This window comes from Mycolicibacterium llatzerense (genome assembly GCF_000878195.1).
Taxonomy (GTDB): Bacteria; Actinomycetota; Actinomycetes; order Mycobacteriales; family Mycobacteriaceae; genus Mycobacterium; species Mycobacterium llatzerense.
On the sequence record NZ_JXST01000039.1, the window covers coordinates 22156 to 48030 of the forward strand.

Sequence of the window (25875 nt, forward strand, 5' to 3'; positions counted from 1 at the left end):
AGGGGGTTTACCGGCTGAAATCCGTCAGCGCAGGCTGCATTGCAGCAGCACGGTGTCGATGTCGCGGCCGTGCTTGTGGCCGACCTTGCGCAGCCGGCCGGCGTCGTCGAATCCCAGCTTCTTGTGCAGCGCGATGGACGACGGATCGCCACTGTCGGCGATGACGGCGATCACCTCGCGCACGCCCGCGGCGCGCGACGCCTCCAGCAGCGCGCGCAGCAGTTCCGAGCCCGCACCCTGTCCGGTGGCCCACGGCGCCAGATAGATCGAGTCCTCCACCGTGCCCTGATATGCGGGCCGGGCTTTCCAGGGCAGGCAGTAGGCGTACCCGGCGACCCGGCCGTCACGTTCGACCACGAGGAAGGGCAAGCCCGCGGCGGCGACCTTCGCGAACCGCGTCTGCCACTCAGCAGCTGCCGGCGCTTCGAGTTCGAACGACGCCACGCTGTTGACTACGTAATGCGCGTAGATGTCGGCGATGGCAGACAGATCAGCAGTGGTGGCAACGCGGGTACTCATGATGCGGGACAGGCTAACTCAACCGATCGCCAGTGCGACGGCCGTGGCGCTCGCGAGGCACATCGACGGGCCGTGCGGCACGGTCCGTCCCGCCCGCCGCATCAGAGCGACCATGGCATAGCCCGCGGTCAGCAGCGGCGCCCCGAGAGCCGCCAGCACCCACACGTCGGCGCCGAACATCCCGGTCAGCGCGCCCAGTCCGAGCGCGAGTTTGACGTCACCGCCGCCCATGGCCTTGGGGTTGAGCAGATGGACCAGAAGATACAGGCCGAAGAGGGCCACTGCGCCGAGCGCCGCCGCTGACCCCTTGCCGGTGATCAGACCACCGCCCAAGAGCGCCGCGGCGCCGGGCAGCGTCAGCCAGTTCGGTAGGCGTCGCTCCCGGAAGTCGTAGACACACAGCGCCACCATCCAGGCCCCAACGATCAAGCCCGCCCCCATCTTTCGAGGCTAAGTGAGTTGCGCGGGGCGTCCCGACACAAATCTTCTGGTGGTGCGTGCCCGGCGAGAGAAATACGTACCTTCAAACACGAGACACTCGCAGCCACCATGGTTGAAGCCACGTACTTCTTCAGGCCCTCCGACGTCCCTGAGTGCAATAACCACCGGCGGATCACCACCACGACTGCACTCACGTACTTTCCACTCCATTTTCGGCTCTGCTCGCTGATCCGTGAGTCACGGACAGAAGCTTGGACCGACCGGCCACAGGGCATTTGCTTGTCGAGTGCTCAGCAGGCGAAAGCTCGCGAGTGTGCAATCAGAGCGCTTCACCCGCGGACCTGATGATCTGTACGCACCCTCGACACAAACTAGTGCCTGCGGCTCTAGTTCTCAGGAAGCAGCGAGCGCCGCGGCCATGGCCTCGCGCGGCGCGGGCATCCCGGTGAACTGCTCCACCTGGGCGAAGGCCTGGTTCAGCAGCATCTGCAGGCCACTGACGACGCGGCCACCGGCGGCGGCAACGGCGGCGGCCAGCGGCGTCGGCCACGGGTCGTAGATGGCATCGAGCAGTACCGCAGTGCCGGCGACAGTCCCCGAGAACTCGCCCGCCACGTCCGCCGGCAGCGTATTGACCACCACGCCAAGGGAATTCAGTCGTTCACCCAGCGCCACCCACCGAGCCTGCACACCGAGCTTGTCCCCCAGTTCCACCAGAGACGCGGCCTTGTCGGCATTGCGGGCCACCACGGCGATATCGGCGATCCCCAGAGCAGCCAAGGCCACCATCGCGGCGGGCGCCGTGCCACCGGAGCCCAGCACCGCTGCGGCGCCCGACACCTCGCCCAGCGCGCCGACGACCCCGTCGACGTCGGTGTTGTCGGCCCGCCAGCCACCGTCGATGCGCACCAGGGTGTTGGCCGAACCGACCAGCTCAGCCCGCGCGGTGCGTTCGGTGGCGAACCGCAGCGCCGCGAACTTGCCGGGCATCGTGACCGAGACACCGACCCATTCCGGGCCGAAACCGCCTACCAGGCCAGGCAATTGGGCCTCGGTGCACTCGATGCGGTCGTAGGTCCAGTCGGTGAGACCGAGCTCGTGGTAGGCCGCCAGATGCAGCTGCGGGGACCGCGAATGCGCGATGGGCGAACCCAGTACCGCGGCTCTCATCGGGCACTGTCGAGCACGCCGTTGCGCTTGGCGAGCTCGATGCTGGCGAGGTGCTGCTGGTAGTCCCGGGTGAACACCGTCGTGCCCTGCAGGTCGATGGTCACGAAGTACAGCCAGTCCCCCGGCGCCGGGTCCTGCGCCGCGACGACGGCGGGCTGACCGGGCGAACAGATCGGCGTGACCGGAAGGCCTTCGCGCGCATAGGTGTTCCACGGCGTGGCCTGCTCGCGGTCGGCATCGGTGGTGGCCACCTCCTGCCGGTCCAGCGGGTAGTTGACCGTCGAGTCGAACTGCAGCTTGCGATGGTCAGGAGTGGCCAGCCGGTTGTAAATGACGCGGGCCACCTTGGCGAAGTCCTGCGGGTTGGACTCGCGCTGCACCAGCGACGCCACGATCAGGATTTGGTACGGCGTCATGTTGGCGGTCGCGCCGGCGTCGAGCAGGCCGCCCTGTTCGTACTGGTGGCCGCTCGAGCTGATCAGGCTCGCCAGAATCGACTCCGGCGTGCCGGCCGGGTCGACGTTCCAGGTGCCCGGCGCGATGAGGCCCTCGAGCCTGCGGTGGTCGGCGCCCAACGCCTTCACCGGCGCCGCCGCCCAGCTCGGCACCATCAATGCCGAGACATCGGCGGCACCGGCGGCCTTCTTCAGCTCCGCGGCGGGCACGCACTTGCGCTTGCCGTCGAGGTCGACGCACGAGGCTGCCGAGATCAGGCTGAAGATGCCCTGGTTGATCTTGTTGGTCTTGACGTCGGTGGTGTCGTCGAGCTGGCGACCCTCCGGGATCACCAGCCGGCCCACCCGATTGTTCTTCTCGGTGAGCCGGGACACCGCGTTCGCCGCCGAAATCTCGGTCCGCATCTTGTAGAAGCCGGGCTGTATCTCGGTCATCGCCTTGTTGCCCTCGGCAGCCTGGACGAACGTCTTCACGTTCGCCACGACGCCGTGATCGAGCAGGGTCTGCGCGATCGCCGTGGTCGAGTCGCCGTTGTGCACCTCGATGACGAGGTCGCTGCCACCGTCACCGGAGTAGTCGTTGCCCGATCCGAAGACGCCGTGCCACAGCCGGGATCCGAGGAACACGGCGCTGACCACGACGACGATGAACACCGTCAACGCCACGATGCTGCGGCGACGGCGGCGCTTGCGGTTGCGCTCGGCGCGGGCCCGCTCGGCCCGGCTCATGCCGCGGCGGGGCCGGCCCACCGATTCCGGCTTGATGCGGGTGCTGCCCCACTCGTCGTCGTCATCGGGAGCGTCGGGAATCATGTCCTCGGCCGGGCTCATTCGTCGGCCTCACTGCGTGCCGCGGCGGCCAGCACAGTGCGGCGCATGTCCAGCCAGTTCTGCAGGATGCCGACGGCTGCGACCTGATCGATCATCTGACGTTGCCCCTTCGCGCGCACACCGGCCTCCCGCAGCGAGCGCTGCGCGGTGACCGTCGTCAAGCGTTCGTCGGCCATCCGCACCGGGGTCGGAGCAACCCGGAGCGCCAGCGCGTCGGCCACCTCGATCGCATCCAGCGCCGAGCTGCTGGCCCTGTCCTTGAGTGTGCGAGGCAGTCCGACCACGATCTCCACCGCGTCCTGCTCACCGGCCAGTTTCACCAACCGAGCCAGGTGCTTGTCGGTCTTGTCGCGACGCACCGTCTCCAAGGGCGTCGCCAAGATGCCATCCGGGTCGCACACCGCGACGCCGATCCGCACCGTACCGACGTCGATGCCGAGCCGGCGACCGCGACCTGGGTCGTCGGCCCCGGGGCGGTCGGGCATGCGGTCGGAATCGGCCAAAGCTAGCTCCGGCCCAGTTCAGCGCGTAGCGCGGCCAGACCCGCGTCGATACCCGCTGCCCCCTTACCGGAACCCTGTGCCAGATCGGCCTTTCCACCACCACGACCATCGACTGCGGTGCCCAGCTGCTGCACCAGTTCGTTGGCCTTCAATCCCAGGTCCTGCGCGGCGGCGTTGACGGCCACCACGTACGGCACCGAGTCACCCGAATCGGCGATGAGTGCGATCACCGCCGGGTCCGAGCCCAGCTTGCCCTTGATGTCGCCGACCAGGGTGCGCAGGTCACCGCCGGAGAAGCCACCGGCCATCCGCTGCGCGACGAGGCGCACCTTGCCGATGACCTCGGCGCCTGCCGCGGCGTTGGCGGCGGCGGCCTTGGCGCCGGCCAGCCGGACCTTGTCGAGTTCCTTCTCGGCGGCCTTGAGCTTCTCGACCAGGGTGGCCACGCGGGCGGGCACCTCTTCGGAGGGCACCTTCAGCGACGAGGCCAGCCCGGCCATCAGCGCACGTTCCTTGGCCAGGTGCCGGAACGAGTCCAGCCCGACGTAGGCCTCGACGCGACGCACACCCGAACCCACCGACGACTCGCCGAGGATGGTCACCGGGCCGATCTGCGCCGAGCGCTGGACGTGTGTACCACCGCACAGCTCCATGGAGAACGGTCCACCGATCTCCACCACGCGGACCTCGTCCGGGTAGGACTCGCCGAACATCGCCATGGCGCCCATCGCCCTGGCCTTCTCCAGCTTCTCGTTGAAGGTGTGCACCTCGAAGTCGGCCTGCACCGCCTCGTTGGTGACCTCCTCGACCTGGCTGCGCTGCTCGTCGCTCAGCGCGCCCTGGTAGTTGAAGTCGAACCGCAGGTAACCCGGACGGTTCAGCGAGCCGGCCTGAACGGCGTTGGGGCCCAACACCTGTCGCAGTGCCGCGTGCACCATGTGCGTGCCCGAGTGCCCCTGGGTGGCGCCGCGGCGCCAGGTCGGGTCGACCGCGGCGGTCACGGTGTCGCCCTCGACGAACTCACCGGACTCGACGTTGATGGTGTGCACCCACAGCGACTTGGCGATCTTCTGCACATCGGTGACCGCGGCCTTGGCCGTGGCCGAAGACCCAGTGCCGGTGATCGTTCCGGTGTCGGCGATCTGGCCACCCGACTCGGCGTACAGCGGGGTCCGATCCAGCACGAGTTCGACGCTGTCGGAACCCTCGGTGCCGTGCGTCACCACCGGCACCCGCTTACCGTCCACGAAGATGCCGAGAATCCTTGCCTCGGAAGTCAATTCGTCGAAGCCGGTGAACTCGGTCGGGCCGGCGTCGACCAGGTCGCGGAAGGCGGACAGGTCGGCGTGCGCGTGCTTGCGAGCGGCGGCGTCGGCCTTGGCACGCGCCCGCTGCTCGGCCATCAGGCCGCGGAAGCCCTCTTCGTCGACGGACAGGCCGGCTTCGGCCGCCATCTCGAGCGTCAGCTCGACCGGGAAGCCGTAGGTGTCGTGCAGCGTGAAGGCGTCACTGCCGGAGACGACGGTCTTGCCGGCGGCCCTGGTGGCGGCGGCGGCATCCTCGAACAGCCGCGAACCCGCCGCGAGGGTGCGGTTGAAGGCGACCTCCTCGGCGACCGCGATGCGGTTGATGCGCTCGAAGTCGGTGACCAGCTCCGGGTACGAGGGACCCATCGTGTCGCGCACGGTGGCCATCAGGTCGGACATGATCGGCTGCTCGACGCCGAGCAGCTTGGCGGCGCGGATGATGCGGCGCAGCAGGCGGCGCAGCACGTAGCCGCGGCCTTCGTTACCCGGGGTGACGCCGTCGCCGATGATGATCGCGGCGGTGCGGCTGTGGTCGGCGATGACGCGGTAGCGCACGTCGTCGGCATGGTTGCCCGCGCCATAGTGCCGGGGCGCCACCGAGGCGACCATGTCGATCACCGGACGGACCAGGTCGGTCTCGTAGACGTTGTCGACGCCCTGCAGCAGGCAGGCGATGCGCTCGACACCCATGCCGGTGTCGATGTTCTGCCGCGGCAGCGGGCCGAGGATTTCGAAGTCGGTCTTGCTGGTGCCCTCGCCGCGCTCGTTCTGCATGAACACGAGGTTCCAGATTTCGATGTAGCGGTCCTCGTTGGCCTCGGGGCCACCTTCGATGCCGTACTCGGGGCCACGGTCGTAGTAGATCTCCGAACACGGGCCGCACGGGCCGGGGATACCCATGGACCAGTAGTTGTCGGCCTTGCCGCGGCGCTGGATGCGCTCCGGCGGCAGTCCGGCGATCTCCTCCCACAGCGCGATGGCCTCGTCGTCATCGAGATAGACGGTGGCCCAGAGCTTTTCGGGGTCGAAGCCGTAGCCGCCCTCGGACACCGAGTTGGTCAGCAGATCCCAGGCCAGCGCGATGGCGCCGCGCTTGAAGTAGTCGCCGAACGAGAAGTTGCCAGCCATCTGGAAGAAGGTGTTGTGCCGGGTGGTGATGCCCACCTCGTCGATGTCCGGCGTGCGGATGCACTTCTGCACGCTGGTCGCCTTGTCGTAGGGCGGGGTGCGGTCGCCCAGGAAATAGGGCACGAACTGCACCATGCCGGCGTTGACGAACAACAGGTTCGGATCGTCCAGGATCACCGATGCGCTCGGCACCTCGGTGTGGCCCGCTTTCACGAAATGATCGAGGAATCGTTTCCTGATCTCGTGTGTCTGCACGTGCTGCTGTCCTTCATCGACCGGGTAGTTGCCCGCATAACAGTACCGGTCTGCAGGTTCACGACTTTGACCCCAGCCCGTACATCCATTGTGCGTCGTACCGCCGGGGAGGACAGTTGTCTTTATCCCGGTGGCGCCACCGGAGCGCCGCCCTGAACAACAAGGGGGTGGACCGTGTTCGCACGTTCTACCACGATGATGGCGCGCCCTGACCAGATCGATGCCGGCATCGCCCATATCCGCGACGAGGTCATGCCTGTGCTGCAGGAACTGCCCGGCTCCATCGGCCTGTCTCTGATGGTCGACCGGGAAACCGGTCGGTGCATCGCCACCAGCGCATGGGAGTCCGAGGACGCCCTGCACTACAGCGCCAGTGAGGGCCGACGGCTCCGCAACCTGGCCGCCGAACGGTTCGGCGCGGGCGCCCCGATGGTCGAGGAATGGGAGATCGCCGTCCTGCACCGCGAGCGCGGCAACGGCGCGTGCGTGCGGGCCACCTGGCTCACCGTGCCGCCGGATCTGATGGAGGCCGGCATCGATTACTTCCGCGACACCGTGCTGCGGCAGATCGAGCACCTGCCCGGGTTCTGCAGTGCCAGCCTGCTGGTCGACCGCGGCTCGGGCCGCGCGGTGTCGTCGGCGTCGTTCCGCACCCGTGAATTGATGGCGGACTACTGGGAGCAGGCCACGGCACTCAAGATCGAATCGGTGCAGGCCGCCGGCGCGTCGGAGATCGCCGACTGCGCGTTCGACCTGGCCATCGCGCACCTGCGGGTGCCCGAACTCGTCTAGCGCCGGCCCGGGGCAGCCATCAACGACGCCGCCGGATGATGGCGCGCAGCTTCTCCAGGCGGCCGCCGATCTCCCGTTCCGCCCCGTGCGGGGTGGGCCGGTAGTAGTCGACGCCGACCAGCTCATCGGGCGGATACTGTTGCGCCGCAACACCACCCGGGTGATCGTGTGCGTATTTGTAGCCCTGCGCGTGGCCGAGTGCGGCCGCACCGGCGTAGTGCCCGTCGCGCAGATGCGTCGGTACCTGACCGGCCTTGCCGGCCTTGATATCGGCCATCGCCGCCCCCAGGGCGACGGTCACGGCGTTGGATTTCGGCGCCGTCGCCAGGTGCACCGTCGCGTGGGCCAGCGTCAGCTGGGCCTCCGGTAGCCCGATGAGCTGCACGGTCTGCGCGGCGGCCACCGCCGTCGGCAGCGCGGTGGGATCGGCGATGCCGATGTCCTCGCTGGCCAGGATCATCAGCCGACGGGCGATGAACCGCGGGTCCTCCCCCGCGGTCAGCATCCGCGCCAGGTAATGCAGTGCCGCGTCGACGTCGGAGCCGCGCACCGACTTGATGAACGCACTGACCACGTCGTAGTGCTGGTCGCCGTCGCGGTCGTAGCGCACCGCGGCCTGATCCAGCGACTGCTCGACAACCTCGACAGTGACGCGCTCTTCGCCGGCGGTTTCGGCCGCGACCTCCAGCGCCGTCAGGGCCCGCCGGGCATCCCCGGCGCTGAGCTTGACCAGCAGCTCCACCGCGTCGTCGTCGACATCCGCGCCGCCCAACCCGCGCGGGTCGGTGATCGCCCGCTCCACCACGGCCCGCACGGCGTCGGCGGTCAGCGGCTGCAATTGCAGGATCAGCGACCGCGACAGCAGCGGCGCCACCACCGAGAACGACGGGTTCTCCGTGGTCGCCGCCACCAGCAGCACCACGCGGTTCTCGACCGCGGCCAGCAGCGCGTCCTGCTGGGTCTTGGAGAAGCGGTGCACCTCGTCGATGAACAGGACGGTCTGGCGGCCGTGGATCGCGGCGCGCCGGGCCTCGTCGATGACGGCGCGGACGTCTTTGACGCCCGCCGACAGCGCCGACAGCGCCTCGAACCGACGCCCCGTGGCCCCGGAGATCAGTGACGCCAGCGTGGTCTTGCCGGTACCGGGCGGCCCGTAGAGGATTACGCTGGCCGCGCCCGATCCTTCGACCAGCCGGCGCAGCGGCGACCCCGGTTTGAGCAGGTGGTCCTGGCCGACGACCTCGTCGAGTCCGGCCGGGCGCATCCGCACGGCCAGCGGTGCGGCCACGACGGAACCGGATGCCGGCTCGGCATCGCCTCCTACATCGAACAGCCCGTCAGACACGGGTCCAGCGTGCCACGTCGCGAGTTCAGTGCATCGGACAACCACGCGGGACGTCGGGCGTGCGGTCGTGGTGCCGGTAGGGAGTGCCGGTGATCCCGCCCCGCCGGGCCAGCATCGTGGCGATCTGCACATTGACCGCCCAGAACGGATCGCTGTGGCGGGCCCGCAGCACACGCCGCAGCCCGGCACCGGGAATGCGGTCCAGGACCATGCGGGACTTGACGCCGGCGTGCACAGCGACACCGGTCAGCGCTTTCCACGGCTGGATGGCGACATCGCGGTACGGCGTCGCCGACACCAGGGCACGTGCCAACGCGTCGCCGCTGTAGTACGCGACCATCCCGACCACCGGCGCGACGGCGGCGCGAGCCAGCAGGCCCGGCAGACCCGGGATACCCGCGAGGCCGTCGGCTGCCGCCTGCGTCATCTGCGCGGTCCAGTCGGTCGGGCCGCCTGCGGTGGAGATCATGTAGTCCGCCAACATGATTCCGTCTTGCGCGGTGGTGGGGATGATCTCCGGGGTGACACCGAAGACGTACGCGATGTAGGCCCAGTACCGCATCACGGCATCGAACTCGGCGACCGAGCGTCGTCGGCCGTGATTGTGGTCGGTCAGCATCGGCAGCAAGCCGAACGTCACCGCCGCCCCCATGGTGGTGCTGGTCGAGATCGGGTTGCCGTGGATGGCGAAATGCTCGTCACCCCATGACCTGCGCAGCCCCAGCCGGACTTGCGAATGCATGAGCCGGACGCGCACGGTCTCCTTGAATTCGGGGCTGTACCGCTCGATGAAGCCCGGTTTGGTCGCATCGTGAAACCATTTCGCGGACTCCAGGTTGCGCACCAGCGGAGCGGTGACGAAGCGTTTGGTGGCGCCGGTCGCCGACGAGACCTCGGCGCCGACGAAGGTGCCGATCGCGTCCTGGATGCCCATCCCGACCTTGCCGGCCAGTGAGCAGTCGATCCACAGCCGCCGACCGCGCTCCCACACCACCGGATCGTGCCAGTCCGGTGGATTGTCAAGGCTGGCAAACAGATCCACGAGTTCGCTCGGTGGGTCGTCGAGGCTGTCGATCCCGTGATCGAGCGCCTGCTCCAGCAGTCGGCGGCCGCGCGCGACACTGATCACCCGGAACCGTTCCACCACGGCATCCATCAGTGGGTCGCCCTGCCAGTAATGGTCGATGAACAGCTCCAGCAGGTCGCGTTGTGCGTCGGTCAGCGTCTCCGGCCGGAACTCGTCGAACACGGGCCGGTCCGCCCAGGCGGGGTCGCGACGCAGCCGCGGCGGCGCCGGCCGCAGCGGCATGCCCGGCCGGTAGTAGTAGTCGTACGGGTGCACGACCTGCTGCGCCGGGATGGTCATGACGCGATCCTTTCGACCGGGCGAACGGATCGCACCCGCCGGTTCGCGGCTTCCACCTCGCGGATCTCACCGAGCATCCGCGGGGCATTGAGCAGCGTTCGAGCGAGTTGCCGATATCCATTGCGCACCAGCAGATTCGGTTGCTCGAAGCCGACCGCTTGCTGTACCGGTTCGGGCATCATGTCCATGATCACCCAGTACGCGAAGTCGTAGATCGGGCGCAGCGGCGTGATGCCGGGCGGGTTCAGCAGCTGAAGATATTTGATGTTGTCGGCGTTGAGCCCCACCTCGGCCGCAGACGGGGATTCGGTGAGCACGCGGCGGCATTCGGCTCGGGTCTGCGGCAGGTTCGTGCCACCCAAGGCCTCCCCGACCCGCGCGTAGTCGCGATAGAAATCGTCCAGATCGTTGCCGCGCAACGGCTTCGGGTGATACCGGCGGTGCGCTCCCGCCAGGCCGTCGACCACGCTGGCGTACGTCCACCGGAAGAACTCCGGTTCATCGGCGTCGTACGCCTTGCCGTCCGGCCGCGTCCCTTTGACCCGGTGGTGCATGGCCTTCACGGTCTGGCACAGCGACTCGGCGGTGTCGGTGGAGCCGTAGATGACCCCGGTGAAGAACGAAAAGGTATGTCCGGCACGCACGATGAGCCCGCTGCTGGAAAAGGTTCCGGACCGCACGCTGCCGTCGGGACGGCGTCCGACCAGCTTGGAGTGGTCATAGACCGAGTACTGGATGTCCTGATGCAGGATGTCGATCATCGCGGTGTTGACCATGCCGACGACCACCGACGGGGTGTGAGTGTGCACGTACCAGGCGGCACTGTCCGGACCGAACCACCCCGGGTCGCCGGCCGGGCCGTCGAACCGCGCCTTTTTGAAGTACTCCGGCCGCTGGATCTCGAAGAACAGATCCATGGGGTTGAGCAGCGCTGTCGGGCGCCTGCGCAGTTCGGCCCACACCGGCGACAGGTCGGGCACCGACCCGTCGTCGAGTGGCACCACCATGCGGATCAGGTCATCGAGCAGCATCATGACTGGCCACCTCTCTGTGGCTGTGTTCGCCATCACATTCAGCCTAGAATCGAGCGGAACTCGCCTTCTACTCACTTTTTCATCCATCAGGATGGGTTGAGAGGTTCACGAAATGTCCAGTTCAGGCCGCAGTGTGCCGGTGCAGAAGCGCTCGCAGCAATCGATCAACGAGATCCTTGATTCGACAGCTCAGCTTTTGGACCGAGATGGTTATCACGCTGTGTCCACCAACCAGATCGCGAAGAACGCCCACGTGAGCATCGGCACCGTCTACCGGTATTTCGCCGACAAGGACGCGATCATCGTCGCGCTGCGGGCGCGCACCGAAGACGACATCATGCGCCGCTTGGTCGCGGCGCTCGCCGAGGGTCTGTCGCTGGACATGGTGACGGGCGCCCGCCATGTGCTCTCGGCACTGGTCGACGCGCTCGAGGACCACCGGGGCGTGATGGGCGCCGTGATCAACGACCTCCCGCTGGGCAGCCAGAGCAATGTGCTGCCCGGTATCGAGGAGCACCTGTATCACATTGCGCGCCTGGCGTTGTTGCACCATTACCCGCATCTCCCCGACACCGCGGTCGACGAGATCCTCTATCTCGGGATGGGCATGATGCTCCAGCTCGCGCTGCGAATCGCCATCGACCGTCCTGCCGGGATGACGAAGGAGTCGCTGCTGGACCGGGCCGCCATGCTGGCCGTCAGCTCCAACTCGATCCTGATCGCACGGTCGGAGTGAGCGCCCGGCTCAATCGGCGGGTGCGGTGACGAAGTCGATCAACTCCTCGACCCGTCCGATCAGCTGGGGTTCCAGGTCGTTCCAGTCCCGCACCCGGCCGCGGATCCGCTGCCACGCCTGGGCGATGTCGGCCTGGTCGGCGTGTGGCCAGCCGAGCGCATCGCAGACCCCGTGCTTCCACTCGATGCCGCGCGGGATCACCGGCCACGCCTCGCGCCCGATGCGGGCGGGTTTGACGGCCTGCCAGATGTCGATGAACGGGTGGCCGACCACCAAGGTGTGCTCGCCACCGGGGCCGCGCCGCACCTGCTCGGCGATGCGCGCCTCCTTCGACCCGGACACCAGGTGGTCGACGAGCACGCCGAGGCGGCGGCCCGGCCCTGGTTCGAATTCGCGCACGATGGCGGCCAGGTCATCGACACCGCCGAGGTACTCGACCACGACGCCCTCGACTCGCAGGTCGTGGCCCCACACCTGCTCGACGAGTTCGGCGTCGTGGCGGCCTTCCACGTAGATTCGGCTGGCCAGCGCGGTGCGGGCGCGATGTCCTTGCACCGCAACCGAACCCGATGCGGTGCGGGTGGGAGCGGCGGATGCGGTGCGCTTGGGCGCGGTGAGGATGACGGGGTTGCCATCGACCAGGTAGCCCGGACCGATCGGGAACGGCTTGCGGTAACCGTCGAAATCCTCGAGGACCATCCGGCCGTACTCGACCTGCACCACAGCGCCCACGAAGCCGGTCGTGGCGCACTCGACCACGAGCCCCTTCTCGGCGGGCTGCTCGGTCGAACGCTTCTTGGCATTCGGGTTGCGGGCCAGCACATCGGATCCGTATCGGTCGCTCACAGGACCGATCCTAGAAACCCGCGCGGGCCAGATCCGGTTGCGCCACCCGCGTTTTCGTCACGGCCCGGTCACGAATGACGGGTTACGGGGCCTTCTCGACCTTGATGTCGCAGGTGATGCGCTCGCCGTCGACCTTGACGATCTTCATGTGCGCGACGTACTGCACCTTGCGCGGTCCGGTGAAGTGGCAGTCGAACTGGCCGCCCTTGGTGGCCACCACATCGGACGGGCACTTCACGTCGGTGGGCGTGAACTTGTTCTGATCGGAGACCAGTTTGACCACCTGCTTGGCGGCGTCATCCGCTTTGACCGTGGTTTTCGAGCTACATGCAGCCGGCGAGAGGGCCACCAGACCCATTAGTACCGCTGCCCCCACCCTTACGCACATCATGGGCGCGATCGTGCTCTATCGCTGTGGGCCGCGTCAACGCGCCGCGCAGAACAGTGCCGGCGATCAGGCCGATTCGTTCACCACCGCGTGGATGAACCGCATCTTCTCCAGTACCGCGGCCGGCAGCACGAACGGGTAGAGATCATCCTTGCCCATCGACCGGTTGACCATGTTCAACGCCCAGGCCAGCGGTAGCCAGAGCTCGATCAGCGTGTCAAATCCGCTGGGCCCCAGCACCCGCCGGTCGAAGGTGGCCCCGGCAGGCGCGAAACCGAAGGCCGCCGCGGTGTCGAGGGCATCACGGATGTGCAGATAGTGGGCGAACGTCTCGGCCCAGTCCTCGGCCGGATGCATGGTGGCGTAGGACGACACGTACTGCTGCTCCCAGCCGGTGGGTGCGCCGTCGCGGTAGTGCCGGTCGAGCGCCGCCTGGTAGTCGCTGTCGGGGTCCCCGAACAGCGCGGTGAAGCGTGCGCTCGCCTCTGCTGACGGCTGCACGAGCCGGTAGAAGTAGTAGTGCCCGATCTCATGACGGAAGTGGCCCAGCAGAGTTCGGTACGGCTCGGCCATGGCGACGCGCAGCTGTTCGCGGTGCACGTCGTCACCCTCGGCCAGGTCCAGGGTGATGATCCCGTTCTGATGCCCGGTGAGCACCGTTTGGTGCTCGCTGGACAGCAGGTCGAAGCCGAGCCCGTCCATCGACAGGCCCAGTTCGGTCAGCTCGACGATGAGTCGGCGCTTGGCCTGCTCGGCATCGGCGAACGCCGACATGGCCTTGGTGTCATCGTCACCGGGACGGGTGCGGGTCAGTGCGCACGACACGCACAGTTGCGGCACCGGACTGACCCGAACCAGCCAATTGCATTCGGCCAGATGCAGATTCGCGCACAGCTGGTAGTCCGTCGAGGCCACCGAGCCAGCATGGTCGCTGTTACCGGTGCCGTCGGGGGGCGAGATCACCAGCAGCGCCATGTTCTCCAGCGAGAAGCCCAGTGCGCTGCCGCAGCCCAGGCACACCGAATTGTCGAACGCCAGCCGCTGACCGCAGTTGGGGCAGTTGAAGTCACGCATGCAGTGAGCCTCCGGCCAGCGGTGCGACGTCCACCGAAACGTCGATGATGCTGCGCTCGGAGTCGGTGTAGATGATGCCGCGCAGCGGCGGGACGTCGGCGTAGTCGCGGCCGAACCCGACCACGATGTAGCGCTCGTCGACCATCTGGTCGTTGGTCGGATCCAGCCCCAGCCACTGGTTCCCCGGTGTCCACACCGAGGCCCAGGCATGGGTGGCGTCGACGCCCACCATCCGTTCCTTGCCCGGCGGCGGATCGGTGGCCAGGTAGCCCGAAACATAGCTGGCGGCAAGTCCGTTCGCACGCAGGCAGGCGATGGCCAGGCGGGCGAAGTCCTGGCACACCCCCTCGCGGGCAGCCAGCACCTCGGCGACCCGGGTGGACACCGTCGTCGACCCGGACCGGTAGGTGAAGTCGGTGAAGATGCGCGAGTTCAGGTCGCGCAGTACCTCGATCAGCGGCCGCCCCGGAGCGAAACTCGGTGCGGCGTAATCCTTTACCGCCTCGGTGATCTCGGCGGATTTCAGATCCAGCACGAACTCGGCCGCCAGCGCCCCGTCGGGCCCGGCCGGGCGGGCGTGCTCCCACGGTGCCACGGCAGCCCCTGCCCCATACCACTCGACCGGCGGCGGGTCGACCTCCACGATGCTGCGCCCGGTCACGACGAGTTCGTGATGTGGTTGCGTCACATGAAAATACGAGCTGATGTTGCCGTAGGCGTCCCGACTGGTGGAGCGGTCGGCCGGCTCGGGATCGATGTTCAACCGATACGACTGGCAGCGCTGCTGATCGCTGTCGCGTGGGGTCAGAAACCCGCGGCCGTACGAGCTGGTGACGACGTCGGAGTAGCGGTACCGCGTGCGATGGGTGATCTGGTACTCGCGGGTCATGGCATCTGCCGCCGTTCGTCAGGACCCCACAGCGGCTGCATGCCGCTCGGGAGGGCCAGGTGCGCGGCCCGGATCAGCTCGGACAACTCCCGCAGATCGGCGTGCATACCGTCGAGGAGCTCGGCCAGTTCGGCGCGCCGCCCCTGCTCGGTGACGTGCTCCAGATCGGCCGGATCCTGACGTCGCAGGCGGGCGGCGATCTCGTCGATCATGCGTTCCGGACGCGTGGACCCAGTCGAGGACGGCAGCGCCCGCAGGTCGGCGCGCAGCCGCTCGAACTGGAAGGCCAGTGACCGCGGGTTCTCCTCGTCGAACAACACCAGATCGGCGATGGCGGCCACGCTCACCTGTCCCAGCATGCGCCTGCGGTACATCACTGCCGATTCGCACACCACGAGCACGGACTCGCTGACGGTCCGTTCGGTCTCGGCGCTGTGGCCGGTGGTGAGGGTGGCCCGCAGCAGCGCCGTCAAGCCGAGGCCGCGCTCGATGCGCTTGCCGATGTCCATCATGGTCCAGCCCACGTCGCGGACCATGGATTCGGCCGCCACGCCGGACAGGGCCAGCATCCCGGCCAGAGTCTGGCTGGGCGCGGTGGACAGGTACGCCTCGCCCTTGGTCTTCGAATTCGGGGGCGACAGTGTGGTGCCCTGGCGCTGCCGCGCTCGGTCGGATGGCTGCAGCACCGCACGTTCGACGGCGGCCAGCACCATCCAGGTGTCGTTCGACATCTGGTCGCGGACCGCGCGCGCGGCCAGGCCCAGCCGTTCGACGGATTGCGCCAGCGAACCCGGGCGGTGCCGGTCGGCGGTGAGCGCCCACAAGGTCGTCGGCGTGATGGCCAGCTGTTCGGCGTAGTCTCCGTCGGCTCCGGTGTCGGTGCCGGTGATCTGGCCGAGTGCGGTCAGCAGTATCGGCACGCAATCACTGCCGGCAAGGTCCCGCCGGTAACGGAATTCGTGGTAGCGCTCGCGGGTGACGGTGAGCAGTCGCGCCGTGAACTCGGCACGTTCGGCGTACCGGCCCAGCCAGAACAGGTCGGAGAGCACCCGAGGCGAGCTCACCGCGCGCGTCGGGCTCGGAGTCATACCCGGTAGGTCGACCGGCTGCGCCTGCACCACCGCGGCCCGGTCGGGCGAACGCACCCAGACATCCTTGGCCGCAATGGTTTCCATGCCGTACGCGGCGTGTCCTCGCGCCAGCACGTAACCCAGCCCGCCGATCATGGGCGCGTAGCCGCCGCGCTGGGCGACGGTGAACAGCCGCATCCCGACGCTGCCCGCGGACAAGCCACTGGGCAGCAGGTCCATCGGCGCCGTGGAGAACTCGGGCAGTTCCTGGCCCATCCACTGCGACGGCGCGGCGGTGATCCGGGCCGCCAGCTCCGACCGCTTGGCCGCGGACAGCGCGGGCCCGACGATCGCCGGGCCGCCGTTCACCGGCCGGATCAGCAGGGCGGACATCTTGCTCAGCAGATGCGAGCGCTCGGAATCGATACCGCCCCAGAAACATCGGGCGCTCGGCAGTTCCGGGGTCTCCCCGGTGAGCAGCTCGGCCAGTTCCGGCAGGAATCGGGTGATGCCCGGGCTTTCGAGGATGCCACTGCCCAGCGTGTTCACCACGGTCACCTCCCCGCGGCGCAGTACCTCGACGAGTCCGACCACGCCGAGCCGGGAGTCCGGGCGCAGATCCAACGGATCGGCGTACTCGGCGTCCACGCGGCGCAGTACGACGTCGACCCGCTTGAGGGTGCCGAGCGAGCGCATCCAGAGCTTGCCGTCGCGCACCACGAGGTCGGCGCTCTCCACCAACGGGAAGCCCAGCACGCTGGCCAGGTAGGCCTGGTCGAAGGCCGTCTCGGAATGACTGCCGGGGCTGAGCACGACCACCACCGGTTCCCGCGCGGCCTCTGGCGCGGCATCGATCAGCGCCAGCCGCAGCGCCTGGGCCCACGGCGACGCCGGTCGCGGGGCCACCTTCTCGTACAGCTCGGGCACCGCGTGCGCGACGACCCGACGGTCGGCCAGGGCGTACCCGGCCCCGGACGGCGCCTGGGTCCAGTCGGCGTTCACCGCGAAGCCACCGTCGCGATGGCGGCTGACGTCGCAGCCGTGCAGGAACAGCTGGTGCCGACCCGGCACCGCGATACCGCGGGCCGCACGCACGTAACCGGGATGGCCGTACAACAACTCCGGCGGCAGCACGCCGGAGGTGATGCAGCGGCGGGCCCCGTACAGGTCGGTCAGTACCGCGTCGAGCAGCCGGGAACGTTGCACCAGTCCGGATTCGAGGGTGGACCAGTCCGCCGCGGACAACACCAAGGGCAGGGCGTCGAGCTGCCAGGTGTCCACCACCGGCGTGCCGTCGACATCGATGACGGCCGCGCCATCCCGGTCGACCTGCACGTAGCTGATGCCGTCGTTGTCGACGAGTTCGCGCACGACCCCACGCAGCTGATCAAGGCCGGTCCGACCGCGGTCCCGAACGCAGTCGGTCAACTCCTGCCAGGCCGGCCGGATCGCGCCCGACTCGTCGACCAGCTCGTCGTAGCCCGCACTGGCGGCCAGGTCACGGACGTCGAACAAGGGCTCCTGGGCGCGGTCGGCCCGATACCCGGCCAGTGGGTCGCCGACGGGCGCCGCATCCTCGGCCAGGGCTGGGGAACTGTGTGTACGGAGAACCATTACCGCAGAACGGTACGCACCCGGCGCAGATCGAGGATGCCCGACGCTCCGCCATCGGTGGATTGGCGGGCCTGCTTCTCCCGAAGATCGGCCAGATCGACCGTGCCGGGGGTGAAGCCGATGGCCTCGAAACGCCGGCTGCGCCGGGACTCGGCCTCGACGGCATTGACGGGCGGGGTGTCGTACGCACGCCCGCCCGGGTGCGAGACGTGGTAGGTGCAGCCGCCTTTCGAGAATCCGGTGAACCCGTCGACCAGTTCGAAGCGCAGCGGGCCGTCGACGGTGATGGTGGGGTGCAGCGCGCTCGGTGGCTGCCAGGCCCGGTACCGGACCCCGCCGACCTGGACGTCCGGGTTGTCGGTGGCCAACAGCGGCACGGGGTGGCCGTTCACCGTGACCAGGTGGCGGTGCCGGTCGGCGCCGATCACCCGGACCTGCAGCCGCTCCACCGAGGAGTCGACGTAGCGGGCAGTCCCGGTGCCGGTGGATTCCTCACCGAGCGTGTTCCACGGTTCGATGGCCCCGCGCAGTTCCAGCTCGACGCCGCCTGCGATCACGCTGCCGATCCGCGGAAAACGGAATTCGGTGAACGGGTCCAGCCAGCTGGTGTCGAACGCGATGCCGTGCGCCCGCAGGTCGGCAGCCACTTCCGCGATGTCTTGAACAATGAAGTGCGGCAACAGGTATCGGCCGTGCAGGTTCTCGCCGTGCCGGATCAACGGGGCCCGCAGCGGCTCGTCCCAGAACCAGGCGACCAGCGACCGCACCAGCAGCGACTGCACCATGGCCATCTGGAAATGCGGCGGCATCTCGAAACCACGCAGCTCCAGCAGGCCCAGACGACCGCGCGCACTGTCCGGGCTGTAGAGCTTGTCGATGCAGAACTCGGCGCGGTGCGTGTTGCCGGTGATGTCGGTGAGCAGGTGCCGGAGGGCGCGGTCGGTGACCCAGGCGCGGTTTTCGCCGTCATCGGCGACCCGCGCGATCTCGGCGAACGCGATCTCCAGCTCGTACAGCGCCTCGACCCGACCCTCGTCGACCCGCGGCGCTTGCGACGTCGTTCCGATGAACCGGCCGGAGAACAGGTAGGACAGGGCCGGGTGACGTTGCCAGTACGTCAGCATCGACACCAGCAGGTCGGGCCGACGCAGGAGCGGTGAGTCGGCGGGCGTGATGCCGCCGAGGGTGATGTGGTTGCCACCGCCGGTACCGCCGTGGGTGCCGTCGACGTCGAAGCCCTCGGTGCCGAGGCGGGCCTGCCGGGCGGCCTCGTACAGGGTCTCCAGTTGTGCGGCCTGTTCGGCGAAGGTGGCCGTGGGTGCCACGTTGACCTCGATGACGCCCGGGTCGGGGGTGACGGTCATCTGCTCCAGTCGCGGGTCGGACGGTGGCCCGTATCCCTCGATCACGACGGGGACGCCGAGCTGGGCGGCGGCCTGCTCGATGCGGCCGATCAGGTCGGTGAAGTCGTCGAATGTCGTTGTGGGCGGCAGGAATACGTACAGCAGACCGTCGCGCACCTCGGCCACGAGCGCGGTGGGTGGTGCGCCGTCGGCGCTGACCACCGCGGCGGGCCGGTTCGGGACCGTGGCGCTGCTCTCCCCCGCCAGCGGGTCGGCGTCCGGGACCGGCTGCGGCGGATGCCAGCTGATCGAGCTCAGCGGCAACCGCAGCCCGGCCGGCGAATCGCCCGCGGTCAGCACCAGCCGACCGCGGCGCAGTTGCCAGTCGGCCGAGACCCACCCGGTGTCGTCGTCCCGGCGATGCAGCGGCAGCACGTGCGCGGCGGGTTCGGTCACCGCGGCATCGAGCTTGTCCACCAAGGCTTTCCGCTGTGCCGCAGCGTCGTCGGTCAGATCCTCGGTGACCGGATCGCCGTCCGGCCGGCGCACCGCATCGGCCAGCCGGGCGAGCGCATCCTCGTACGCCGGACGCACCTGGCTGTCCGGCAACCCGAGCCCGGCGGCGATCTCGGCGAGCAACCGGCGGTCCGCATCTGGCGCCACCGTGTGGGTTTCCCCGGACCACGGGTCGGCCAGCAGCGCCGGGTCGGTCCACAGCGGTGTCCCGTCGGTGCGCCACATGAGACCGATCTGCCAGCGCGGCAACGGTTCTCCCGGATACCACTTGCCCTGGCTCCGGTGCACCAGCCCGTCCGGGGCCCACGCATCTTTGAGCTGTGCGGTGAGCGCGGAGGCGAGCGTGCGCTTGTGCGGTCCGTCGGCGGCCGTGGTCCATTCCGCATCGGTCTGGTTGTCGATCGAGACGAAGGTGGGTTCGCCCCCGACGGTCAACCGCACGTCGCGCTCGGCCATCCGTTTGTCGATGACCGCGCCGAGGGCCCGGATCGACTCCCAGGCCGATGCGGTGTACGGCAGGGTGACCCGCGGATCCTCGTGCACCCTGGTCACCACATTGACGAAGTCCAGGGTGGTTTCGCACGGTTCGACAGCCCCGGTGATCGGCGCGGCCGATTCCGGATGCGGCGTGGCCGACAACGGAATGTGGCCCTCGCCGGCCAGCAGGCCCGACGTCGGATCCAGGCCGACCCAGCCGGCGCCCGGGATGTACACCTCGGTCCAGGCGTGCAGGTCGGTGAAGTCGGCGACCGGTCCCGACGGCCCGTCCAGCGCCTCGATGTCGGCGCTCAGCTGCACCAGATAGCCGGACACGAAGCGGGCCGCGAAGCCCATCCGCCGCAGGATCGCCACCAGGAGCCAGGCCGAATCCCGACAGGACCCGATGCCGGTGCGCAGGGTGAAATCCGGTGCCTGGACGCCAGGTTCGAGCCGGACGCTGTAGCCGACGTCGGCATTGACCGCCCGGTTGAGCGCTACCAGGAAGTCGATGGTGCCCGTCCCCGGCACCACCTCGAAGTCGCGGACCCAGGCCGCGGTCAACTCGTCGGCGTCGTCGACCGGGCGCAGGTAGGGCTTGAGATCCTCGAGCAGGTTGTCCGGATACGTGAACGGGACGGTTTCGGCCCATTCCTCGATGAAGAAGTCGAAGGGGTTGATGACCTTGAGGTCGGCGATCAGTCCGACGGTGATGCTCAGGCTGGTGGCCCGGTTCGGAAAGACCAAGCGCCCCACGAAGTTACCGAAGGCGTCCTGCTGCCAGTTGATGAAGTGATCGGCGGGTTCGACCTGCAGCGAGTACGCCTCGATCGGGGTGCGCGAGTGCGGGGCCGGGCGCAACCGCACCACGTGCGGGTACACCTTGACCAGCCTGTCGAACGTGTAGCTGGTGCGATGCTCCAGCGCCACCTTTATTGCCATAGCCGATCCCACCACAACAACTGGCGGGTCGCAGGATGGAGAAGCTACGTGAGCTCCACCGCGAGGTCGAAGTCACAGAACGCTTCCTTGACCGCTTGCATGAGTTGGTCGCGGGTGTTCTCCGAGCCGACCTCCCAGGACGCCACCGATATCCACACCGCGCCTGCCATCGTGCCGGCGGCCAACATCAGACGCCCGTCCATGCGGTCCAGGTCGGAGCCGGTGACCCCGGGCTCGGGCGAGCGCGACATGAAGTAGTCCGCGGGCGTGCCGTCCGGGCAGTTGACCGCTTCCGGGAGCACACCGACGTTGGATGAGCCGATCGGTTTGCCGATCCGCATCACCATCTTCTCCAGGCGGCGAACCAGGAATTTTGGGGTGTACGGCGTCAGCGGCAGCGGCGCCATCAGCAGGTCCCGCTTCGCGGTCATCTCGGCGAACGCGACCTTGACATCACCCCGGAGTCCGTTGAGGTCGGCCGCGACGTACTCCGGATCGACGGTCACGGTGATGGCATTCAGCGCGTTGCCGCGGGTGTCACCTTCCACCCGCTCACTGACCGGGATCGACAACAGCACCTTGCCGTCGGCGTCGACACGGCCGATGTGGGCGCCGATGCGGCTCGCGATCCCGGCAAGCAAGACGTTGCTGCTCCCACCAAGTGCGCGGGCCCGGTCGTCCCATTCCCCTTGGCCGACGCGCGCCGCGACCGTCGGCAGATGCACCGGCCGCTCCGACCGGACACCGAGCGACACCGGCGCTGCCTTGGCCGACGCGGCGAGGTCCGCCGACTCTGCACGCGCGAGCTGTGCCGCGCCGACGACAGCAGCCGGTATCTCCGCGATGGCGCGCGCCAAGATGCGCAGATCCTGCCCGAGCGCCTGCTTGCGGGTGCGGGACCGTGCCGCGGGATAGCGCAGGTCGCGGCCGGTGCCTGCGACGGCGTGGGTGATCGACTCGATCAGCGCGCCGGCGTCGGCCACGGTGTGCGACACCACGAGCGAGACGATGGAACCGCCGCCAACCAGCGGCTGGACTCCGAGATGCCAGGGCGGTCCGTGCTCCGGGTCCACCTCGATGTCGGCACGCTCGTCGGCGAACTCCCACATCGCGTCGCGGGCGCGTTCCGTGGTGGCGATGTCGATGCCGGTCGGCGGGCTGGACACCCAGTGGTGACGGCCCAGTGGTACCGATGATCGTTCGACGCGTCTGCCCAGCAGCCCGTCCGCCAAGTTGCGCTGGAAGCGCCGCAGTCCGTCCAGGTCCACGCCCCGCTCGTAGATCCAGACGTACTGGATCACGGGACCACGCCCGAGCGCCCGGCGCGCGAGGTAGGACGCCTGGTCCATGTAGGCCAGCGTGCTGTCAGCCGGATCTTTCATAGCGCGCGGAGGCCTTTCTGGCGAAGGTGCCGCTGCGGCACTTAGTGTGGCAGCCGCCGGTACTGTAGCGCCTCTGGCAAATTCTCAGGCCGAAATCTGCCGAGCCGGACGGACCGGCTTGATTCCGAGTTCATGCGACCGAACCGGTACCCCGCTGCGCACCGGAACCGGCAGGTCGCAGGGCGGAGAAAGCTAGCTGCGGCGGCCCCGGTTGTATCCGGCGAGCACCAGCACCCCCGCCGCCACGATCCCGATCATGTTGACCGCCAGCTGCCCGGCCGACGCCAACGCCACATCCCAATCGCCCGTGGTGGCCGCCACCACCGACATACCGGCCGCCGGAACTGTCGTCACCGAGATGAAAACCCCAACCAGCGCAGCCGATTTCGACGTCACCAAGGACAGCATCCCGGCGGCTCCGGCCAACAGCGCCACGACGAACGAGAACGGCCCGACCTGGAAGATGAAGTCGACGTTCTGCAGTTCGTGGATGCTGCGCACCGCCACCCAGCCCAGTGCTTCGAATCCGAGCGTGGCCAGTGCTGTGACGAGCATCGCCGCCGGGAATCCGACGAGCAAGGCCAGCGCCGCACGCTTCGCCAGATAGCCCTTCCGCCGCACCACCGCGACCGCCAGCGCCGCCAGCGGGCCGAATTCTGGGCCGACGACCATTGCGCCGACCACGGTGATGGCCGAGTCGGTGAGCACGCCGACGGCGGCCAGCAGGCAGGCGATGCAGAGGAACGCCATGTAGGAGATGCCGAGGCTGCTCTGCTCGCGGGTGCGCAACACCAGTTCGTCCCAGACGACGGCGTCTTCGCCGTCACCGTCGATCTCGCCCTCGGCACGGTAGGCGGCGGTCGACAGCACGGTGTCGAGCACCTCCATCGTGATGGCGCCGTCCTGGTCGATGCCGAGCGCCCGCAGCCCGCCGATCAGCCCGTCGGCGGCGTCGCGGGCGATGTCGGCGGTGATGACGTCACCTCGCGGATCGATCGCCGCGCCGGGGTGAGCCACCACGTTGGCGATGCCGCCACGGTGCCGATAGAGGTCGAGCACCGATTCGGTCAGCTCGGGCGGGGTGATCACACGTAGATGCAGCACCGCCGAAGATTACCGACCGCGGCGACGGGCCAACTTCATCCCGAGTTCATCCGGCGGGACCTCGTGTCCCGCCGCGCACCGGATCTCCACGGTGGCGTCGGCGCCGCAGCCCAGGTGGGTGAGCCGCAGGCCGGTGTCGCCCAGGTGGTGCCGGCCCCACTCGAACATCGCCCACACCACCGGCATGAAGTCGGTGCCCGCCGGGGTCAGCACGTATTCGTCCCGGCTGCGCTGGCCGGGCTCCTGGTACGGCTGTTTGGTCAGCAGGCCGGCTTCGACGAGTTCGGCCAGCCGGGCCGACGTGGCTGCCTTGGTGATGCCGACCCGTCGGGCGAAATCGTCGAAACGCGTTGTGCCGTAATAGGCCTCGCGCATGAGCAGCATGGCGGACTTGGTGCCGACCAACGACATCGTCTTCTCGATGGCGCACTGACCGACGGCCGACCACTTGTCGCGTTCGGCGAGGACACCCTGTAGCGCTGTCATGCGAATCACTCTACCGCTGGGTTGCTCTTGCCATACTCAGGTGTTAGATCTGAGTATAGGAAGCAGTACTCAGCGTGGAGTTACAGGAGGATTCTCATGTCGGGTTACACAGACCGCGACGCCGTGATCGTGGCCGCGGTACGCACGCCGGTCGGCAAGGGCAAGGCCAATGGCGCGCTGCACGACGTCCTGCCCGCCGACCTGCTGGCCCACAGCCTGCGGTCCGTGGTGGCACGTACGGGCATCGACCCGGTCCTGGTGGACGACGTCATCGCGGGTGCCGTCACACAGGCCGGTGACCAGGCCGCCAACATCGCCCGCAACGCCTTGCTCGGAGCTGGTTTCCCCGAGTGCGTCCCCGGCACCACCGTCGACCGCCAGTGCGGCAGTTCGCAGCAGGCCATCTCGTTCGCCGCACAGGGTGTGCTGGCCGGCTCGTACGATGCGGTGATCGCCGCCGGCGTCGAGTCGATGTCCCGCGTCCCGATGGGCACCGCCGTCCTGCCGGGCAGCAACCCGTTCGGCGTCGGCCTGGCCGAGCGCTACCCCGACGGCCTTGTCCCCCAAGGCATCAGCGCCGAGCTGATCGCCGCACGCTGGAATCTGTCCCGCACCCAGTTGGACGAGTTCTCGGCCGCCAGTCACGAGAAGGCGGCGCGCGCCGCCAAGGACGGGTTGTTCGACAACGAGCTCGTGCCGGTCGCGGGGCTGGCCGCCGACGAGATCATCCGGCCGGGCACCTCCGTCGAAACCCTGTCCGGGCTGAAGCCGGCGTTCTACAGCGACGCCTACGCCGCGCGCTTCCCGCAAATCCGTTGGGAGATCACGCCGGGCAACTCGTCGCCGCTGTCCGATGGCAGCGCGGCGGTCATGATCACCAGCGGCGCCTTCGCCCGTAGCCACGGCCTGCAGCCGCTGGCCCGCATCCACACCATGACCGCGGTCGGCTCCGATCCGCTGTACATGCTCACCGGCGTCATCCCGGCCACCGAGAAGGTGCTGGCCCGCTCCGGACTGTCGCTGTCCGACATCGACCTGTTCGAGGTGAACGAGGCGTTCGCGCCGGTGGTGCTGGCCTGGGCTGCCGATACCGGAGCCGACTTGGCCAAGACCAACGTCAACGGCGGCGCCATCGCCATCGGCCACCCGCTCGGCGCCAGCGGCGCCCGCATCATGAGCACCCTGGTCAACGCCCTCGATCAGCGCGGCGGACGCTACGGCCTACAGGTGATGTGTGAAGGCGGCGGCATGGCGAACGCCACCATCATCGAGCGGCTGTAAAGACCCTCTGAATGACGCAGCCCCGGCAGTCCGTCCCCCTGTCCTGCCGGGGCTGCGGCCACGCTCAGGCGCGAACGAGCTCGAACAGCGGGATGACGCGCGAGGTCTTCGCCTGGTAGTCGGCGAAGACGGGGGCCACGGCCGTGATCAACGGATACGTGGCCTCGCGCTCGTCGTCCGGCAGTTCGCGGGCGACGACGTCGTAAGCGTCGATTTTCCCCGTCGCTTCGCTCGCCCCGCCGGCACCGATCTCGATGCGGGCGCCGGGGTTGGCGCGCAGGTTGTGCACCCAGTCGGGATGGGTATCGGCGCCGGCCTTCGAGCCGACGATGATGATCTTGCCGTCGACCGGCAGGTAGGCCAGCGGCGACATCCGCGGCTGGCCCGACTTGGCACCGGTGGTGTGCAACAGCAGCAGGTTGCCGTCCGCGAACTGGCCACCCACCTTGCCGCCTTTGGCGCGGAACTCGTCGACGATGCGGGCATTGAAGGCGTGGAAGGATTCAGCGTCCGTGAATTCGGTCATGACTGACCCAACCTCGTGAACTGACCCAAATGTTCCCGTTCCTCCGCGATACTTG

The 25875-nt window shown here is 68.4% G+C and carries 22 protein-coding genes; 3 read left to right on the forward strand and 19 right to left on the reverse strand.

The window, feature by feature from the left end:
• Positions 1–24: 24 nt before the first annotated feature.
• The 6 genes from TL10_RS23110 to alaS all read right to left on the reverse strand — a co-directional run bounded on the left by TL10_RS23110 (position 25) and on the right by alaS (position 6609).
• Entirely contained in the window at positions 25–519 is a 495-nt protein-coding gene (locus tag TL10_RS23110; protein ID WP_043392747.1) for a GNAT family N-acetyltransferase, read from the reverse strand.
• 18 nt (positions 520–537) lie between these two features.
• A complete protein-coding gene (locus tag TL10_RS23115) occupies positions 538–960 on the reverse strand; it encodes a prepilin peptidase (RefSeq protein ID WP_043392751.1) in 423 nt (140 codons plus the stop codon).
• 393 nt (positions 961–1353) lie between these two features.
• Complete coding sequence (locus tag TL10_RS23120) at positions 1354–2130, reverse strand: shikimate dehydrogenase (RefSeq protein ID WP_043392754.1); 777 nt, start codon at positions 2128–2130, stop codon at positions 1354–1356.
• Entirely contained in the window at positions 2127–3416 is a 1290-nt protein-coding gene (locus tag TL10_RS23125) for an endolytic transglycosylase MltG (RefSeq protein WP_110789200.1), read from the reverse strand. The genes TL10_RS23120 and TL10_RS23125 overlap by 4 nt, the downstream gene beginning before the upstream one ends.
• The gene (gene ruvX / locus TL10_RS23130; RefSeq protein WP_043392757.1) at positions 3413–3919 is read right to left on the reverse strand and encodes a Holliday junction resolvase RuvX; all 507 of its coding nucleotides are present in this window, start codon (positions 3917–3919) and stop codon (positions 3413–3415) included. Before ruvX ends, TL10_RS23125 begins: the two co-directional genes overlap by 4 nt.
• Before the next feature lie 2 nt (positions 3920–3921).
• Positions 3922–6609 (reverse strand): alanine--tRNA ligase, encoded by a 2688-nt coding sequence (gene alaS, locus TL10_RS23135; RefSeq protein WP_043392760.1) that lies wholly within the window; start codon positions 6607–6609, stop codon positions 3922–3924.
• Positions 6610–6783: 174 nt separating this feature from the next.
• Between alaS and TL10_RS23140 the strand changes: the two genes are divergently transcribed.
• Complete coding sequence (locus tag TL10_RS23140; protein WP_043392763.1) at positions 6784–7401, forward strand: antibiotic biosynthesis monooxygenase; 618 nt, start codon at positions 6784–6786, stop codon at positions 7399–7401.
• A 19-nt stretch (positions 7402–7420) separates the two neighbouring features.
• Here TL10_RS23140 and TL10_RS23145 read toward each other — a convergent pair whose 3' ends face one another.
• Genes TL10_RS23145 through TL10_RS23155 form a run of 3 tightly spaced genes read right to left on the reverse strand, consistent with a single transcriptional unit; the run spans position 7421 to position 11146 of the window.
• Positions 7421–8746: a replication-associated recombination protein A gene (locus TL10_RS23145; RefSeq protein WP_043392766.1), complete on the reverse strand. Its 1326-nt coding sequence runs from the start codon at positions 8744–8746 to the stop codon at positions 7421–7423.
• A 25-nt stretch (positions 8747–8771) separates the two neighbouring features.
• Entirely contained in the window at positions 8772–10112 is a 1341-nt protein-coding gene (locus tag TL10_RS23150) for an oxygenase MpaB family protein (protein ID WP_043392769.1), read from the reverse strand.
• Positions 10109–11146, reverse strand: coding sequence for an oxygenase MpaB family protein (locus TL10_RS23155; protein WP_043987517.1), 1038 nt, complete (start codon positions 11144–11146; stop codon positions 10109–10111). The genes TL10_RS23150 and TL10_RS23155 overlap by 4 nt, the downstream gene beginning before the upstream one ends.
• Positions 11147–11258: 112 nt before the next feature.
• Between TL10_RS23155 and TL10_RS23160 the strand changes: the two genes are divergently transcribed.
• Positions 11259–11882, forward strand: coding sequence for a TetR/AcrR family transcriptional regulator (locus TL10_RS23160; RefSeq protein ID WP_081936592.1), 624 nt, complete (start codon positions 11259–11261; stop codon positions 11880–11882).
• Positions 11883–11891: 9 nt separating this feature from the next.
• On the opposite strand, the gene TL10_RS23165 is transcribed toward TL10_RS23160, so the two are convergent.
• From TL10_RS23165 to TL10_RS23205, 9 genes are all read right to left on the reverse strand, one after another.
• Complete coding sequence (locus TL10_RS23165; RefSeq protein WP_043392775.1) at positions 11892–12728, reverse strand: DUF3097 domain-containing protein; 837 nt, start codon at positions 12726–12728, stop codon at positions 11892–11894.
• 82 nt (positions 12729–12810) lie between these two features.
• Entirely contained in the window at positions 12811–13077 is a 267-nt protein-coding gene (locus TL10_RS23170) for a DUF4333 domain-containing protein (RefSeq protein WP_390892762.1), read from the reverse strand.
• Positions 13078–13182: 105 nt separating this feature from the next.
• Positions 13183–14190, reverse strand: coding sequence for a zinc-binding metallopeptidase family protein (locus TL10_RS23175; RefSeq protein WP_043987519.1), 1008 nt, complete (start codon positions 14188–14190; stop codon positions 13183–13185).
• Complete coding sequence (locus TL10_RS23180) at positions 14183–15079, reverse strand: transglutaminase family protein (protein WP_043987520.1); 897 nt, start codon at positions 15077–15079, stop codon at positions 14183–14185. Before TL10_RS23180 ends, TL10_RS23175 begins: the two co-directional genes overlap by 8 nt.
• Positions 15076–17763, reverse strand: coding sequence for a circularly permuted type 2 ATP-grasp protein (locus tag TL10_RS23185; protein WP_043987521.1), 2688 nt, complete (start codon positions 17761–17763; stop codon positions 15076–15078). The genes TL10_RS23180 and TL10_RS23185 overlap by 4 nt, the downstream gene beginning before the upstream one ends.
• Positions 17763–21041: a transglutaminase family protein gene (locus tag TL10_RS23190; protein WP_043987522.1), complete on the reverse strand. Its 3279-nt coding sequence runs from the start codon at positions 21039–21041 to the stop codon at positions 17763–17765. The genes TL10_RS23185 and TL10_RS23190 overlap by 1 nt, the downstream gene beginning before the upstream one ends.
• Before the next feature lie 44 nt (positions 21042–21085).
• Positions 21086–22423, reverse strand: a complete 1338-nt coding sequence (locus tag TL10_RS23195) for a hypothetical protein (protein ID WP_043987523.1) — start codon at positions 22421–22423, stop codon at positions 21086–21088.
• A 192-nt stretch (positions 22424–22615) separates the two neighbouring features.
• Positions 22616–23527 (reverse strand): DUF389 domain-containing protein, encoded by a 912-nt coding sequence (locus TL10_RS23200; protein WP_043392791.1) that lies wholly within the window; start codon positions 23525–23527, stop codon positions 22616–22618.
• Between the two features lie 9 nt (positions 23528–23536).
• Complete coding sequence (locus TL10_RS23205; protein WP_043392794.1) at positions 23537–24013, reverse strand: winged helix-turn-helix transcriptional regulator; 477 nt, start codon at positions 24011–24013, stop codon at positions 23537–23539.
• A 96-nt stretch (positions 24014–24109) separates the two neighbouring features.
• Here TL10_RS23205 and TL10_RS23210 point away from each other — a divergent pair, with 96 nt between their 5' ends.
• Positions 24110–25294, forward strand: a complete 1185-nt coding sequence (locus TL10_RS23210; protein WP_043987524.1) for a thiolase family protein — start codon at positions 24110–24112, stop codon at positions 25292–25294.
• Positions 25295–25358: 64 nt separating this feature from the next.
• Here the strand turns inward: TL10_RS23210 and TL10_RS23215 are convergent, their stop codons facing one another.
• On the reverse strand, positions 25359–25820 hold the full coding sequence (locus tag TL10_RS23215) for a nitroreductase family deazaflavin-dependent oxidoreductase (protein ID WP_043987525.1): 462 nt from the start codon (positions 25818–25820) through the stop codon (positions 25359–25361).
• Between the last annotated feature and the right edge of the window lie 55 nt (positions 25821–25875).

Coding starts and splice junctions, on each gene's coding strand:
- TL10_RS23175 (WP_043987519.1), bottom strand. CDS start 14,190: ATGCGTGACTTCAACTGCCCCAACTGCGGTCAGCGGCTGGCGTTCGAC.
- TL10_RS23150 (WP_043392769.1), bottom strand. CDS start 10,112: ATGACCATCCCGGCGCAGCAGGTCGTGCACCCGTACGACTACTACTAC.
- TL10_RS23155 (WP_043987517.1), bottom strand. CDS start 11,146: ATGATGCTGCTCGATGACCTGATCCGCATGGTGGTGCCACTCGACGAC.
- TL10_RS23205 (WP_043392794.1), bottom strand. CDS start 24,013: ATGACAGCGCTACAGGGTGTCCTCGCCGAACGCGACAAGTGGTCGGCC.
- TL10_RS23195 (WP_043987523.1), bottom strand. CDS start 22,423: ATGAAAGATCCGGCTGACAGCACGCTGGCCTACATGGACCAGGCGTCC.
- TL10_RS23210 (WP_043987524.1), top strand. CDS start 24,110: ATGTCGGGTTACACAGACCGCGACGCCGTGATCGTGGCCGCGGTACGC.
- TL10_RS23215 (WP_043987525.1), bottom strand. CDS start 25,820: ATGACCGAATTCACGGACGCTGAATCCTTCCACGCCTTCAATGCCCGC.
- TL10_RS23180 (WP_043987520.1), bottom strand. CDS start 15,079: ATGACCCGCGAGTACCAGATCACCCATCGCACGCGGTACCGCTACTCC.
- TL10_RS23185 (WP_043987521.1), bottom strand. CDS start 17,763: ATGGTTCTCCGTACACACAGTTCCCCAGCCCTGGCCGAGGATGCGGCG.
- TL10_RS23115 (WP_043392751.1), bottom strand. CDS start 960: ATGGGGGCGGGCTTGATCGTTGGGGCCTGGATGGTGGCGCTGTGTGTC.
- TL10_RS23160 (WP_081936592.1), top strand. CDS start 11,259: ATGTCCAGTTCAGGCCGCAGTGTGCCGGTGCAGAAGCGCTCGCAGCAA.
- TL10_RS23120 (WP_043392754.1), bottom strand. CDS start 2,130: ATGAGAGCCGCGGTACTGGGTTCGCCCATCGCGCATTCGCGGTCCCCG.
- TL10_RS23125 (WP_110789200.1), bottom strand. CDS start 3,416: ATGAGCCCGGCCGAGGACATGATTCCCGACGCTCCCGATGACGACGAC.
- TL10_RS23110 (WP_043392747.1), bottom strand. CDS start 519: ATGAGTACCCGCGTTGCCACCACTGCTGATCTGTCTGCCATCGCCGAC.
- TL10_RS23190 (WP_043987522.1), bottom strand. CDS start 21,041: ATGGCAATAAAGGTGGCGCTGGAGCATCGCACCAGCTACACGTTCGAC.